This is a genomic window from Trabulsiella odontotermitis, assembly GCF_001188485.1.
Lineage (GTDB): Bacteria > Pseudomonadota > Gammaproteobacteria > Enterobacterales > Enterobacteriaceae > Trabulsiella > Trabulsiella odontotermitis_A.
In genome coordinates this window covers 1-14,537 of sequence record NZ_JNGH01000062.1, presented here as the reverse complement: position 1 = coordinate 14,537, position 14,537 = coordinate 1, and the positions used below count along the sequence as shown (strand labels likewise).

The following is a 14,537-nucleotide window of genomic DNA, read 5'->3' as shown; positions in this document are numbered from 1 at the left end:
AATCGTTTTAATGCGTGTAAGCGCTTATTGGCATGGAATGCCTGAATGCTTTATCTGACTGGGGGCCTTTCGGGGCAAATCGTGAGTTTGATAGAGATGCTGTCAGGAGGATTCTTTGAAGTCTGAACATGGCTGGGTAGGCGTGGCCTGCTGTTTCTTACTTTTTATCGTCGTCTGCTTTTCAGTTTCTTTACATATGAAAGGCGTTTTTCCTGCGTCAGGAAATTCTGAACTCGGTTTACTCTTTTTCCTGATCCCGGGGGCGCTGGCGAGCATTATCTCCGTCAGGGGAAGGGTCATGCGTCCGGTTCTGGGTGCGATTCTGGCGATGCCGCTGTGTCTGTTGCTGATGCGATTCTTTCTGGCGACACAACGTTCTTTCTGGCAGGAACTGGCCTGGTTATTCAGTGCGGTGTTCTGGTGCGCGCTGGGTGCGCTGTGCGGGTTGTTTATCTGCAGTCTGCTGGGTCACAAACGCAGCGATCGTTGACGCCCCGGAGTGGGGCGTCAATAAAACGTTACGCGAACAGGCCGAGATTCTCTTTTGCCCACGCTTCAAAATCCGTGCAACCACCGATGTGCGTCTGATCAACAAAAATCTGCGGTACGGTTTCGACCGGTTTACCGACGGTTTTTTCCAGATCGGCCTTGGTGATCCCTTCCGCATGAATATCAACATAACGGTAGTTAAAGTCGTCACGCTCGGTGCTCAGTTTTTCAGCCAGTTCTTTTGCGCGAACACAGTAAGGACAACCCGGACGACCAAAAATAACTGCAAACATTCTCTCTCTCCTTAACCTAAAGCCTGACGGCGAATGGCGCTTATCATGACGCCAGCGACGTCATAGTTAAAGAAGGTTTTACCTGTCGTTTCGATTGCTTAGGGTTTGTATTGAGAATTACTCTTGTTATCCTCATCTGTATAAGAGTCTGCCGGAGAACATCCATGAAATCGCTCGGCGCGTTACCAAAAAGCGTCCTGATCCTCGAAGCGGTGGGAATGATATTGCTCGCCCTGGCGTGGCTGTCCCTGAATCAGTACATCAGCCTGCCAGCACCGTTTGCCAGCCAGATGGCCGCGGTGGTAATGATTTTTGCGGGTATTTTTCTGATGCTTCCGGCGGCTTTTGCTCTGTTCTGGAAACTGGCGCAGGGGATTGCGCCACAACTGATGCAGGGCGACAAAACTTCTTCTTCACATTCAGACAGGACAAAACGTGATGACGCCGACCATTGATCTGCTGCGCAGCCACCGATCCATCCGCCATTTTACCGATAAGCCGATCAGCGAGGCGCAGCGGAACGCCATTATTGCCAGCGCGCAGTCGGCTTCCAGCTCCAGCTTTCTGCAGTGTAGTTCGATTATTCGCGTGACCGACCCGGATCTGCGCGCGCAGTTCGTGACGCTGACCGGCGGCCAGAAACACGTGGCGCAGGCGGCGGAGTTTTGGGTATTCTGCGCCGATTTTAATCGCCTTTTGCAAATCTGCCCCGACGCGCAACTGGGAATGGCGGAACAACTGCTGCTCGGCACGGTCGATACCGCGATGATGGGTCAGAACGCGATGATAGCCGCGGAATCGTTAGGGCTTGGCGGTGTTTACATCGGCGGCATTCGCAACAGCATTGAAGCCNNGGGATCCCTGCCGCTATGCTGGTACACGAAAACCAGTATCAGCCCGTTGACGAGCAGGTTCTGGCGCAATACGACGACGACATGGCCAATTATTACCTGACGCGCGGCAGCAACACGCGCCGGGATACCTGGAGCGATCATATTCGCCGCACCGTCATTAAAGAAAATCGTCCCTTTATCCTTGATTACTTACATAAACAGGGGTGGGCGACTCGCTAAAATCCCATTCAGCCTGCGCCTGAGTGAGTGTATGATACGCCCACTTTCCCCAGGTCTTTTTCAGACGTCAGAAGAGGTGCAGGATGAAGATTGCCATATTGTCCCGGGACGGAACGCTCTGGTCCTGTAAACGCCTGCGGGAGGCCGCCATGAAGCGCGGCCACCTGGTGGAGATCCTCGATCCGCTCTCCTGCTATATGAACATCAATCCGGCGGCCTCGTCCATTCATTACAAAGGTCGCCAGCTTCCCCATTTTGATGCGGTGATCCCGCGTATTGGTTCTGCCATTACCTATTACGGTACGGCAGCGCTGCGCCAGTTTGAAATGCTCGGCAGCTATCCGCTGAATGAATCGGTGGCGATCATGCGCGCCCGCGACAAACTGCGTTCGTTGCAGTTGCTGGCGCGACAGGGGATCGACCTGCCGGTCACCGGTATCGCCCATTCGCCGGACGACACCAGCGATCTCATTGACATGGTCGGCGGCGCGCCGCTGGTGGTGAAGCTGGTGGAAGGAACGCAGGGGATTGGCGTGGTGCTGGCGGAGACGCGTCAGGCGGCAGAAAGCGTGATCGACGCGTTTCGCGGCCTGAACGCCCATATCCTGGTGCAGGAGTATATTGAGGAGGCGAAAGGGCGCGATATTCGCTGTCTGGTGGTAGGTAATGAAGTCGTTGCCGCTATTGAACGCCGCGCGAAAGACGGAGATTTTCGCTCGAACCTGCACCGGGGCGGTGTGGCAACCATTGCCAACATTACGCCGCGTGAACGGGACATTGCCATCAAAGCCGCGCAAACGCTCGGGCTGGATGTTGCGGGTGTCGATATTCTGCGCGCCTCGCGCGGGCCGCTGGTGATGGAAGTGAATGCGTCGCCGGGGCTTGAAGGGATTGAGAAAACCACGGGGATGGATATCGCCGGACGCATGATCCAGTGGATTGAGCGCCACGCGCAGCCGGGATTCTGTCTGAAAACTGGCGGATAATGCCATTTTCGACGGCTTTCATAGTATATGTCAGTTTTTCTGCGTAATATGTGCCCCGTTATTTCTCAGCAAAAGGTTTCAGGCATATGGATTCACTCGTCGTTCCGGGTCTTGATACGTTACGTCAGTGGCTCGATGAACTCGGCATAAACTTTTTCGAATGCGATACCTGTCAGGCGTTGCACCTGCCGCATATGCAAAATTTTGACGGAATTTTCGATGCCAAAATCGATCTCCTGGATAACGTGATCCTCTTCTCTGCGCTGGCTGAAGTGAAGCCTTCCGCACTGCTGGCGCTCTCCGCCGATCTTTCCGCCATCAACGCCAGCTCGCTGACCATTAAAGCGTTTCTCGATATTCAGGATGATAATCTGCCAAAACTGGTGGTTTGCCAGTCTTTATCCGCCGGTGCCGGGGTGTCGCTTGAGCAATTCGCCTGGTTTGTTCGTCAGAGCGAAGAACAGATTTCCATGGTGATCCTTGAGGCTTCGGCGCACCAGTTGCTCTATAAACCGGAAGAAGAAGAGCTGCCAAAAGAAGACATTCAGTACCATTTTCTTCACTGATCCCCTCTCCGATAAGCGCAGTCGCTGCCAGAGCGGCTGCCCGTTCCGTTTTAATATTCTGCAATTAACCTTTCTTTAAAGAATTATTCACCACCATTCCGACCTGTAAGCTCTATCGAATAGAGTGATCTTGCATAAAAAATTGATAAAAGGCGTTTTTTAATCTGAGCTATAGCCTGCAACCCGGGCTACAGTTATTCTTGCGATGCCCGGCGATATCCCACTACTAACGGTGGAAATACGCCGCAAAAGCGAACAATAGCCGCGGGGGAGCGCCGTCTCTCCTTTTCTACACAGAATGACAAAATATGCATGGTTTTTGCATGCTTCCAGGCTCAAATATTTTGGTTCGTTTATTAACAATCGTTGAGAAGGAAAGAGATATGACCGCTTTAAGTAAGAAATGGTTAACCGGTCTGGTGACGGGTGCGCTGATGGCCGTGTCTGCTGGTTCGCTCGCGGCTGAACAGAAAACCCTGCATGTATATAACTGGTCTGATTATATCGCGCCGGACACGGTGGCGAATTTCGAAAAAGAAACCGGCATCAAAGTCGTTTACGACGTGTTTGATTCCAATGAAGTCCTGGAAGGTAAACTGATGGCAGGCAGCACGGGGTTTGACCTGGTGGTGCCGTCGGCCAGCTTCCTGGAACGCCAGTTGGCGGCAGGCGTGTTCCAGCCGCTCGACAAGAGCAAACTGCCGAACTGGAAAAACCTCGATCCGGAATTGCTGAAGCTTATCGCCCGTCACGATCCGGACAACAAATACGCGATGCCGTACATGTGGGCAACCACCGGTATTGGCTACAACGTCGATAAAGTCAAAGCGGCGCTGGGCACCGATGCGCCGATAAACAGCTGGGATCTGATCCTGAAGCCGGAAAATCTGGCAAAACTGAAAAGCTGCGGCGTCTCTTTCCTCGACGCGCCGGAAGAGGTATTTGCCACCGTGCTGAACTACCTTGGCAAAGATCCGAACAGCACCAAAGCGGATGACTACACCGGTCCGGCGACGGAACTGCTGCTGAAGCTGCGTCCGAGCATTCGTTACTTCCACTCTTCGCAGTACATCAACGATCTGGCGAACGGCGATATCTGCGTCGCGGTCGGCTGGGCGGGTGACGTATGGCAGGCGGCAAACCGTGCGAAAGAAGCGAAAAACGGGGTGAATATTTCTTATTCCATCCCGAAAGAAGGGGCGCTGGCCTTCTTTGACGTGTTTGCGATGCCGGCGGATGCGAAAAACAAAGACGAAGCGTATCAGTTCCTCAACTACCTGCTGCGTCCGGACGTGATCGCCCATATTTCTGACCACGTTTACTATGCCAACGTCAATAAAGAGGCGACGGCGCTGGTGAGCGAAGAGGTGCGTACTAACCCGGGCATTTATCCGCCAGCGGATGTACAGGCCAAACTGTTCACCCTGAAAGTGCAGGATCCGAAGATTGACCGCGTACGTACCCGTGCATGGACGAAAGTCAAAAGCGGGANAGTCGCGCTATTCGACTGTTTTACCCGCCGGGTCGCTTCAGCGCCCGGCAGCAGGCGCACCATTGCGGTGCGCCTGCACCACAAAGACTTTGTATGGCACCGGTCCATACTGATTTGTTTTTTGCCGGAGAGCACCCGATTGAATGACGCGAACCCCCGCCCACAGGCGAAAACCCGCAAAGCGCTGACCCCGCTGCTGGAAATCCGCAACCTGACGAAATCCTTCGACGGGCAACATGCCGTTGATGATGTCAGCCTGACTATCTACAAAGGCGAAATTTTTGCCCTTCTTGGCGCATCCGGCTGCGGGAAATCCACGCTGCTGCGTATGCTGGCCGGGTTTGAGCAACCCACGGCCGGGCAGATCGTGCTCGACGGCGTAGATCTTTCCAACGTGCCGCCGTATCAGCGACCGATCAACATGATGTTTCAGTCTTACGCGCTGTTTCCGCACATGACGGTGGAGCAAAACATCGCCTTTGGCCTGAAGCAGGACAAGCTGCCGAAAGCGGAAATCACCCGTCGGGTGCAGGAGATGCTCACGCTGGTGCATATGCAGGAGTTTGCCAAACGCAAACCGCACCAGCTGTCAGGCGGGCAACGTCAGCGTGTGGCGCTGGCGCGTAGCCTGGCGAAGCGGCCAAAACTGCTGCTGCTTGACGAACCGATGGGCGCGCTGGATAAAAAACTGCGCGACCGCATGCAGCTTGAAGTGGTGGATATTCTTGAGCGCGTCGGTGTGACCTGCGTCATGGTGACGCACGATCAGGAAGAGGCGATGACCATGGCCGGGCGTATCGCCATTATGAACCGCGGTAAGTTTGTGCAGATTGGCGAGCCGGAAGAGATTTACGAGCACCCGACCACTCGCTACAGCGCGGAATTCATCGGCTCGGTGAATGTGTTTGAAGGGCTGCTGAAAGAGCGTCAGGACGACGGTCTGGTGATTGACGCTCCGGGACTGGTGCATCCGCTGAAGGTCGACCCGGATGCTTCGGTGGTCGACAACGTGCCGGTGTATGTCGCGCTGCGCCCGGAAAAAATCATGCTCTGTGAAGAGCCCCCGGCGGATGGCTATAACTTTGCCGTCGGCGAAGTGGTGCATATCGCCTATCTTGGCGATCTCTCCATTTACCACGTGCGCCTGAAGAGCGGCCAGATGCTCAGCGCCCAGCTACAGAATGCCCATCGTTACCGCAAAGGTCTGCCGACCTGGGGCGATGAGGTGCGCCTGTGCTGGGATGCCGACAGCTGTGTGGTCCTGACGGTGTAAGGAGGGGCGATGAGTGCATTAGAACCACCGGTCCGCGCCATTAAAGCGACTGGCTTTGCGCCGTGGCTGGCGCGCATGCAGATGCAGCACGGTCGCAAACTGGTGATCGCGCTGCCGTATGTCTGGCTGATCCTGCTGTTTTTGCTGCCGTTCCTGATTGTGTTCAAAATCAGCCTCGCCGAGATGGCGCGGGCCATTCCGCCGTATACCGATTTGCTCGAATGGGCGGACGATCAGCTCTCGTTGACGCTGAACATTGGCAATTTCCTGCAACTGACCGACGATCCGCTCTATTTTGAAGCGTACCTGCAGTCGTTGCAGGTGGCGGCGATCTCCACCTTCTGCTGCCTGTTTCTCGGCTACCCGCTGGCCTGGGCGGTGGCGCACAGCAAACCCTCCACGCGCAATATTCTGCTGTTGTTGGTGATTTTGCCGTCGTGGACGTCGTTTTTGATTCGCGTGTATGCCTGGATGGGGATCCTGAAAAACAACGGCGTGCTGAATAATTTCCTGATGTGGGCGGGCATCATCGACCAGCCGCTGACGATTCTGCACACCAACCTGGCGGTATACATCGGGATTGTTTACGCCTATCTGCCGTTTATGGTGCTGCCGATTTACACCGCGCTGACCCGCATCGATTATTCCCTGGTGGAAGCGTCGCTTGATTTAGGCGCGCGTCCGCTGAAAACCTTCTTTAGCGTGATTGTGCCGCTCACGAAGGGGGGCATTATTGCCGGTTCGATGCTGGTATTCATTCCGGCGGTGGGTGAATTCGTGATCCCGGAACTGCTCGGCGGGCCGGACAGCATCATGATTGGCCGCGTGCTGTGGCAGGAATTCTTCAATAACCGCGACTGGCCAGTGGCGTCCGCGGTGGCGATTATCATGCTGCTGCTGTTGATTGTGCCGATCATGTGGTTCCACAAACACCAGCAAAAACAGATGGGAGAACACGGATGAACAATCTGCCGGTAGTGCGCTCCCCGTGGCGTATTTTTATTCTGGTGGTCGGGTTTACTTTCCTGTACGCGCCAATGTTGATGCTGGTCATCTACTCCTTTAACAGTTCCAAACTGGTGACGGTGTGGGCGGGCTGGTCAACGCGCTGGTACAGCGAGCTGTTCCATGACGATGCGATGATGAGCGCCGTGGGCCTGAGTCTGACCATTGCCGCGCTGGCCGCGACGATGGCGGCNTGCCGGACGTGATCACCGGTCTGTCGCTGCTGCTGCTGTTTGTCGCCCTCGGTCATGCCATCGGCTGGCCATCGGAGCGCGGCATGCTGACCATCTGGCTGGCGCACGTCACGTTCTGTACCGCCTATGTGGCGGTGGTGATCTCTTCACGGCTGCGTGAGCTGGACCGCTCCATCGAAGAGGCGGCGATGGATCTCGGCGCCACGCCGCTGAAGGTCTTTTTCATCATTACGCTGCCGATGATTATGCCCGCGGTGATTTCCGGCTGGCTGCTGGCGTTCACGCTGTCACTCGACGACCTGGTGATCGCCAGCTTTGTGTCCGGCCCGGGTGCGACCACCTTGCCGATGCTGGTGTTCTCCAGCGTGCGGATGGGGGTCAACCCGGAAATCAACGCCCTGGCGTCGATTATCCTCGGNACGTGGCTGAAGGATTTACTATTTCCTCCGCGAAAGTGCCGCGCCCGTCGCGGCACGGTTTTCAGGGAAGTAAGCTGTGGGATTTTTTACCAAAACACGTCAGTCGCATGCTCGCATAAACGTCCCTGCCATTGTGCAGGTGGCGGCGCTCGCCATTATTATGATCCGGGCGCTGGATTTTCTGATGATTTTTAACCTGCTCGGTATCCGTGGTATCGGCGAATTTATTCACCGTAGCGTACAGACGTGGAGCCTGACGCTGGTTTTCCTCAGTAGCCTGGTGCTGGTGTTTATTGAAATTTTCTGTGCCTTTTCGCTGGTGAAAGGGCGCAACTGGGCACGATGGGTGTATCTGCTGACGCAAATCGTCGCGACGGGCTATCTCTGGGCGTCGTCTCTCGGTTACGGTTATCCGGAACTTTTCAGCATCGCCGGTGGCTCAAAACGGGAAATTTTCCGCTCGCTGATGATGCAGAAGCTTCCCGATATGCTGGTGCTGTTTCTGCTTTTTATTCCCTCGGCGAGTCGTCGGTTTTTCCGCTTACAATAACGGTGATACAATCCCCGCCCCTGAATTTGTTAAGGCCTTTGTATGCAGTGCGCACTCTATGATGCCGGTCGTTGTCGCTCCTGTCAGTGGATAGCGCAGCCGATCGCCGACCAGCTCCAGGCAAAAATGGACGATCTTCGCCAGTTGCTGGCGTCCAGGCCGGTGACCGAGTGGTGCGCGCCCGTCAGTGGCCCGGAACAGGGGTTTCGCAATAAAGCCAAAATGGTGGTCAGCGGCAGCGTGGAAAAACCACTGCTCGGCATGCTGCATCGCGACGGCACGCCGGAAGATCTCACCGCCTGTCCGCTCTATCCTGCTTCGTTTTACCCGGTTTTTGCCGCGCTGAAACCCTTTATCGCCCGTGCGGGGCTGACGCCCTATAACGTCGCCCGTAAACGCGGCGAACTGAAATATCTGCTGTTAACCGAAAGCCAGCGCGACGGCGGCATGATGTTGCGTTTTGTGCTGCGTTCAGAAAGCAAACGGGAACAATTACGCGCGGCGCTGCCGTGGCTGCAGGCACAACTGCCGCAGCTTAAGGTGATCACCGCGAATATTCAGCCGGTGCATATGGCGATCATGGAAGGGGAGCAGGAAATCTTTTTCACGGAACAGCAGGCGCTGGCAGAGATGTTTAACGGCGTGCCGCTGTGGATCCGTCCGCAAAGTTTTTTCCAGACCAACCCGATGGTGGCGAACCAGCTGTATGCCACTGCCCGCGACTGGGTGCGCCAGCTTCCGGTTCAGCACATGTGGGATCTGTTCTGCGGCGTCGGCGGTTTTGGTCTGCACTGCGCAACGCCGGAAATGACCTTAACCGGCATTGAAATTTCTGCGGAAGCCATTGCCTGCGCGAAACAGTCGGCGGCGGAACTGGGATTGCAACATCTGCATTTTCAGGCGCTCGATTCTACCCGTTTTGCCACCGGGCAGGGCGATATTCCCGATCTGGTGCTGGTCAACCCACCGCGCCGCGGCATCGGTAACGCGCTGTGCGACTACCTGAGTGACATGGCACCGCGATTTATCATCTATTCGAGCTGTAATGCGCAGACGATGGCCGCTGATTTTCGCCATCTTTCGGGGTATCGCGTTGAGCGTGTGCAGCTGTTCGATATGTTTCCACATACCGCCCATTATGAAGTGTTGACGCTGTTGGTGAGAGCGGAAGAGAAGTAAACCGGGCAACAGCGCGTTGCCCGGTGAGTGAGGCGTGTTATTTCACCTGCTGGCCTGGCTGCGCACCGCTGTCCGGGCTTAACAGGAAGATATCTTTCCCGCCAGGACCGGCGGCCATCACCATCCCTTCAGAGATGCCAAAGCGCATTTTACGCGGCGCCAGGTTGGCGACCATCACCGTCAGACGACCAATCAGCGCCTGCGGTTCCGGGTAGGCGGAGCGAATGCCGGAGAAGACGTTGCGCTTCTCGCCGCCGAGATCCAGTGTCAGGCGCAGCAGCTTGTCGGAGCCGTCAACGAATTCGGCGTTTTCAATCAGCGCAATGCGCATATCGACTTTGGCGAAANCCGGTGCCCGGTGCGGCAGCCGCTTTCACTTCTTCTTTCGAGGCTTCCACGAGGGCGTCCACCTGTTTCATTTCAATGCGGTTATACAGCGCCTTAAAGGTGTTCACCTTGTGCGACAGCAGCGGCTGCCGGATGGCGTCCCAGTTCAGTTCAGTATTGAGGAACGCTTCGGTGCGTTCGGTCAGTGACGGCAGCACCGGTTTCAGCCAGGTCATCAGCACGCGGAACATGTTCAGACCCATAGTGCAGATGGCCTGCAGATCGGCGTCGCGGCCTTCCTGTTTCGCCACCACCCACGGGGCCTGCTCGTCAACGTAGCGGTTAGCCACGTCGGCCAGCGCCATGATCTCACGAATCGCTTTACCGAATTCACGGCTTTCCCACGCTTCACCGATGGTTTCCGCCGCGTCAACGAAGGTCTGGTACAGCGCCGGATCGGCCAGTTCAGCGGCCAGCACGCCATCGAAGCGTTTGGCGATAAAGCCTGCGTTACGCGACGCCAGGTTGACCACTTTGTTGACGATGTCGGCATTCACGCGCTGCACGAAATCTTCCAGGTTGAGGTCGATGTCGTCGATGCGGGAAGAGAGCTTCGCGGTGTAGTAATAGCGCAGGCTGTCCGCGTCAAAATGGTTCAGCCAGGTGCTGGCTTTGATGAAGGTGCCGCGCGATTTGGACATCTTCGCGCCGTTGACCGTCACGTAGCCGTGAACGAACAAATTGGTCGGCTTGCGGAAACCGCTGCCTTCCAGCATCGCTGGCCAGAACAGGCTGTGGAAGTAAACAATGTCTTTACCGATGAAGTGATACAGCTCGGCGTCAGAATCTTTCTTCCAGTAGGCGTCAAAGCTGGTGGTGTCGCCACGTTTGTCGCACAGATTCTTGAAGGAGCCCATGTAGCCGATCGGCGCGTCCAGCCAGACGTAGAAATATTTGCCCGGCGCGTTCGGAATTTCGAAACCGAAGTACGGCGCATCGCGGGAGATATCCCACTGCTGCAGGCCGGATTCAAACCACTCCTGCATTTTGTTCGCCACCTGCTCCTGCAGCGCACCGCTGCGGGTCCACGCCTGCAACATTTCGCTGAACGACGGCAGGTCAAAAAAGAAGTGCTCTGATTCGCGCATCACTGGCGTGGCACCGGACACCACGGATTTCGGATCGATAAGCTCGGTCGGGCTGTAGGTCGCGCCACACACTTCGCAGTTATCGCCGTACTGGTCCGGGGATTTACATTTAGGACAGGTGCCTTTTACAAAACGGTCCGGCAGGAACATGCCTTTTTCCGGATCGTAGAGCTGAGAGATGGTGCGGTTTTTAATAAAACCGTTCTCTTTCAGGCGTGTATAAATCAGCTCCGACAACTCGCGGTTTTCGTCGCTGTGCGTGGAGTGATAGTTGTTGTAGCTGATGTCAAAGCCAGCAAAATCGGTCTGATGTTCCTGACTCATTTCGGTAATCATCTGCTCCGGGGTGATCCCCAACTGCTGCGCTTTCAGCATGATCGGCGTACCGTGGGCGTCGTCCGCACAGATGAAATTTACCTCGTGGCCGCGCATTCGCTGGTAACGGACCCAGACATCAGCCTGGATATGCTCCAGCATGTGGCCGAGGTGGATTGAGCCGTTGGCGTACGGCAGCGCGCACGTTACCAGAATTTTTTTCGCGACATGAGTCATAGTGGATTTTACTTCTTTGATTGTGAAAAGGGCTTTCGATATTACCAAAAGGGTAATTATTAAGTAAGCACAAACCTGACCCTTTCAGGTAAACTTGTTGAACAACGCGTTTATTCACAAGAACAAAGGAGTCGGGATGAGTTCACAATCCCAGGCCACATCCCCGGAGCGCCTGCGCGCGATGGTCGCCGGGACGCTGGCCAATTTTCAGCACCCAACACTGAAACATAACCTGACGACGCTGAAGGCGTTGCACCATGTCGCGTTACTGGACGACGTCGTGCACATCGAAATCCAGATGCCGTTTGTCTGGCAGAGCGCGTTTGAAGCGCTGAAAGAGGAGTGCAGCGCTGAGCTGCTGCGCATCACCGGGGCGAAGGCCATCGACTGGAAGCTGTCGCACAGCATCGCCACCATGAAACGCGTCAAGAATCAGCCCGGCGTGAACGGGGTGAAGAACATCATCGCGGTCAGTTCCGGTAAAGGCGGCGTAGGCAAATCTTCCACGGCGGTGAACCTGGCGCTGGCGCTGGCGGCAGAAGGGGCGAAGGTCGGTATTCTCGATGCTGATATTTACGGCCCGTCGGTGCCGATGATGTTAGGCGCGGAAGATCAGCGCCCGACGTCGCCGGACGGCACCCACATGGCGCCGATCATGAAATACGGTCTGGCGACCAACTCTATCGGTTATCTGGTAACCGACGATAACGCGATGGTGTGGCGTGGCCCGATGGCCAGCAAAGCGCTGCTGCAAATGTTGCAGGAAACTCTGTGGCCGGATCTCGATTATCTGGTGCTCGATATGCCGCCAGGCACCGGCGACATTCAGCTGACGCTGGCGCAGAATATCCCGGTCACCGGCGCGGTAGTGGTTACAACGCCGCAGGACGTGGCGCTGATCGACGCCAAAAAAGGCATCGTGATGTTCGAGAAAGTCGAGCTGCCGGTACTGGGTATCGTTGAAAACATGAGCATGCATATCTGCAGTAACTGCGGACACCATGAGCCGATTTTCGGCACCGGTGGGGCAGAAAAGCTGGCAGAGCAGTACCACACTCAGTTGCTCGGTCAGATGCCGCTGCACATCAGCCTGCGTGAAGATCTCGATCGCGGTACGCCGACCGTCATCAGCCGTCCGGAGAGTGAATTTACCGCCTCCTATCGTCAGCTCGCGGGCCGCGTGGCCTCTCAGCTGTACTGGATGGGCGAAGTGATCCCGAGCGAAATTTCGTTCCGCGCGGTGTAAGGTCAGAAGGTGCTACGCGAGCGGCGTAGCACCTGACCATTAACGGTGGTAGAAAATATCGCCGTCGTAGGCTTTAAGGATTTTGCCGTCGGCTTCAGAAACCTGCACGTAGTTCTCACCCATGTAGGTCCAGTACGTTCCCGCATCCGGCGCTGGCAGATTACGCAACTGCCACTGCTTAATCTTGTATTCATCCGTCCGATACAGTTCCGGCACCGTGTCACCGATTTTGAAATGGGTGAAATCGGCGATGAAACCCTCGAGTTCATATTTTTGAATGCCTGACGTCGACACCGTTGCCGGTGCGGCCCAGGTCGCGCCCGCCACGGTCAGCAGTGCGCTGAGAAACAGCAATCTACACTTACCCATTTTTTCTCCACAAAATCAGTCTGCTACCAGCCCCGCCGCACGTCTGGTGTGAGCGGGGGGAAAGATTATCTTAAGTGAATCAGAGAATAATATGTTCAGGAAAAATTGTAACCAGATTGCACATAAGCGCCATCAATAACCGGATTTCTCTGAACATTTCTCCACGCCTGTCAAATCGTTCGTTTCATCATACCAACGATCAGTTATGTTTCCAGCTTGTGATGCGTATCAATAAAACATCGTTTCGTTTTTAGTAAAAACATATTCCATAAAAATACCGCCAAGTAAGACTATTCATACGAAAAATAAGTACCCGAGAAAATCACAGGAGATAACGATGAAAAAATTAATCTGTACGGCATTACTGTTAGTAAGCAGCACCTGTTTTGCACAAAGCGCGGATGTGAAAGCGGTGAATGATGCTGTGGAAAATATGCGTCTTGCCATGCTCAGCGGGCAAAAATCCAGTCTCGAAAAAGTCGGTTTGCCCTCTCTGAGCTATGGTCATTCCAGTGGTGTCATTCAAAACAATGCTGAATTCGTTGACGCTATCGTCACCGGCAAATCACAGTTTAAGACGTTGAATCTGAACGATCAGACCGTTCAGGTTGATGGCGACGTCGCGATTGTTCGTCATATTCTGCAAGCCAAAACCAACGACAGCGGTAAGCCGGGTGAAGTGAAAATCGGGGTGATGCTGGTCATGAAGAAAGACAGCGCCGGTGCGTGGAAGCTGTTAGCGCGTCAGGCGTATAAGCTTCCGCAATAATGTCAGTGAACTGAACGAGGGAAAGGCCACCACGGTGGCCTTTTCTCATTTCTGCAATCCCGCTTATGCCGTTTACAAGGCCGTCTGCGGGCATTATCCTGAAAGGGATTTTTATGACTCGGGGTGCCCTTCACACAGTGAAGGCTGAGAAAGACCCGTACCACCTGATCTGGATAATGCCAGCGTAGGGAAGTCAGAGACCTGCCAGGTCATCGCTTCTTCACGACCTGGCAGGAGCATACCATGCCATCTGACCTGCTTAGTCCGGCGCACATCGCGCACGCCTTACACCAGTTTCGCACCCGTTCCCCGCTCGTGCATTGCATGACCAACGACGTCGTGCAGACCTTCACCGCCAACGTCCTGCTGGCGCTCGGCGCCTCACCGGCGATGGTGATCGACCCTGAAGAAGCGGCAGAATTTGCCGCTATCGCCGATGCGTTGCTGATTAACGTCGGCACCTTAACGGCGGATCGCGCCGTTGCGATGCAGGCGGCGATCAGCAGCGCCATCAACGCAGGAAAACCCTGGACGCTGGATCCGGTTGCCGTCGGCGCGCTGTCGCTGCGCACCCGTTTTTGCCAGCAAAATTTAGAACGGCAACCCG

13 protein-coding genes, 4 pseudogenes and 1 riboswitch are annotated in these 14,537 nt (G+C 55.3%); of the genes and pseudogenes, 14 read left to right on the top strand and 3 right to left on the bottom strand.

From position 1 onward, the window contains the following. Nucleotides 1-115 precede the first annotated feature (115 nt). On the top strand, nucleotides 116-490 hold the full coding sequence (locus GM30_RS05080; RefSeq protein WP_049847744.1) for an inner membrane protein YbjM: 375 nt from the start codon (nucleotides 116-118) through the stop codon (nucleotides 488-490). Between the two features lie 28 nt (nucleotides 491-518). Here the strand turns inward: GM30_RS05080 and GM30_RS05075 are convergent, their stop codons facing one another. Beyond that, nucleotides 519-782 (bottom strand): GrxA family glutaredoxin, encoded by a 264-nt coding sequence (locus tag GM30_RS05075; protein WP_049847743.1) that lies wholly within the window; start codon nucleotides 780-782, stop codon nucleotides 519-521. A gap of 164 nt (nucleotides 783-946) precedes the next feature. On the opposite strand from GM30_RS05075, the gene GM30_RS05070 reads away from it, so the two are divergent. The 10 genes and pseudogenes from GM30_RS05070 to rlmC all read left to right on the top strand — a co-directional run bounded on the left by GM30_RS05070 (nucleotide 947) and on the right by rlmC (nucleotide 9,519). Further along, entirely contained in the window at nucleotides 947-1,237 is a 291-nt protein-coding gene (locus GM30_RS05070) for a YbjC family protein (RefSeq protein WP_049847742.1), read from the top strand. Then, nucleotides 1,221-1,855: pseudogene (gene nfsA / locus GM30_RS05065) on the top strand (oxygen-insensitive NADPH nitroreductase). The gene GM30_RS05070 and the pseudogene nfsA overlap by 17 nt, the downstream one beginning before the upstream one ends. A gap of 83 nt (nucleotides 1,856-1,938) precedes the next feature. Next, entirely contained in the window at nucleotides 1,939-2,841 is a 903-nt protein-coding gene (rimK, locus tag GM30_RS05060) for a 30S ribosomal protein S6--L-glutamate ligase (RefSeq protein WP_049847741.1), read from the top strand. Nucleotides 2,842-2,927: 86 nt separating this feature from the next. Beyond that, nucleotides 2,928-3,407 carry a type III secretion system chaperone family protein gene (locus GM30_RS05055; protein WP_049847740.1) on the top strand — a complete coding sequence of 160 codons (480 nt, stop codon included), beginning with the start codon at nucleotides 2,928-2,930 and terminating at the stop codon, nucleotides 3,405-3,407. A gap of 383 nt (nucleotides 3,408-3,790) precedes the next feature. Further along, nucleotides 3,791-4,897: pseudogene (gene potF, locus GM30_RS05050) on the top strand (spermidine/putrescine ABC transporter substrate-binding protein PotF); the annotation flags it as partial. A 141-nt stretch (nucleotides 4,898-5,038) separates the two neighbouring features. Then, nucleotides 5,039-6,172, top strand: a complete 1,134-nt coding sequence (gene potG / locus GM30_RS05045) for a putrescine ABC transporter ATP-binding subunit PotG (RefSeq protein WP_155483927.1) — start codon at nucleotides 5,039-5,041, stop codon at nucleotides 6,170-6,172. Between the two features lie 9 nt (nucleotides 6,173-6,181). After that, nucleotides 6,182-7,135, top strand: a complete 954-nt coding sequence (gene potH / locus GM30_RS05040) for a putrescine ABC transporter permease PotH (RefSeq protein ID WP_049847739.1) — start codon at nucleotides 6,182-6,184, stop codon at nucleotides 7,133-7,135. After that, nucleotides 7,132-7,787, top strand: a pseudogene (locus GM30_RS05035) (ABC transporter permease subunit); the annotation flags it as partial. The gene potH and the pseudogene GM30_RS05035, both read left to right, overlap by 4 nt. A gap of 79 nt (nucleotides 7,788-7,866) precedes the next feature. Further along, nucleotides 7,867-8,340, top strand: a complete 474-nt coding sequence (locus GM30_RS05030) for a YbjO family protein (RefSeq protein WP_049847738.1) — start codon at nucleotides 7,867-7,869, stop codon at nucleotides 8,338-8,340. Between the two features lie 42 nt (nucleotides 8,341-8,382). Then, entirely contained in the window at nucleotides 8,383-9,519 is a 1,137-nt protein-coding gene (rlmC, locus tag GM30_RS05025) for a 23S rRNA (uracil(747)-C(5))-methyltransferase RlmC (protein ID WP_049847737.1), read from the top strand. Between the two features lie 37 nt (nucleotides 9,520-9,556). Here the strand turns inward: rlmC and metG are convergent. Further along, nucleotides 9,557-11,546: pseudogene (gene metG / locus GM30_RS05020) on the bottom strand (methionine--tRNA ligase). Nucleotides 11,547-11,682: 136 nt separating this feature from the next. Here metG and apbC point away from each other — a divergent pair. Then, nucleotides 11,683-12,792 carry an iron-sulfur cluster carrier protein ApbC gene (gene apbC / locus GM30_RS05015; protein WP_049847736.1) on the top strand — a complete coding sequence of 370 codons (1,110 nt, stop codon included), beginning with the start codon at nucleotides 11,683-11,685 and terminating at the stop codon, nucleotides 12,790-12,792. A 39-nt stretch (nucleotides 12,793-12,831) separates the two neighbouring features. Here apbC and GM30_RS05010 read toward each other — a convergent pair whose 3' ends face one another. Continuing rightward, nucleotides 12,832-13,161: an RcnB family protein gene (locus GM30_RS05010; protein WP_049847735.1), complete on the bottom strand. Its 330-nt coding sequence runs from the start codon at nucleotides 13,159-13,161 to the stop codon at nucleotides 12,832-12,834. Between the two features lie 337 nt (nucleotides 13,162-13,498). On the opposite strand from GM30_RS05010, the gene GM30_RS05005 reads away from it, so the two are divergent. After that, nucleotides 13,499-13,930, top strand: coding sequence for a nuclear transport factor 2 family protein (locus tag GM30_RS05005; RefSeq protein WP_049847734.1), 432 nt, complete (start codon nucleotides 13,499-13,501; stop codon nucleotides 13,928-13,930). A gap of 109 nt (nucleotides 13,931-14,039) precedes the next feature. Continuing rightward, nucleotides 14,040-14,138, top strand: a riboswitch (TPP riboswitch). Nucleotides 14,139-14,173: 35 nt separating this feature from the next. Continuing rightward, nucleotides 14,174-14,537 (top strand): hydroxyethylthiazole kinase (locus tag GM30_RS05000; RefSeq protein ID WP_193391771.1); only part of this gene is annotated, 364 nt, incomplete at its 3' end.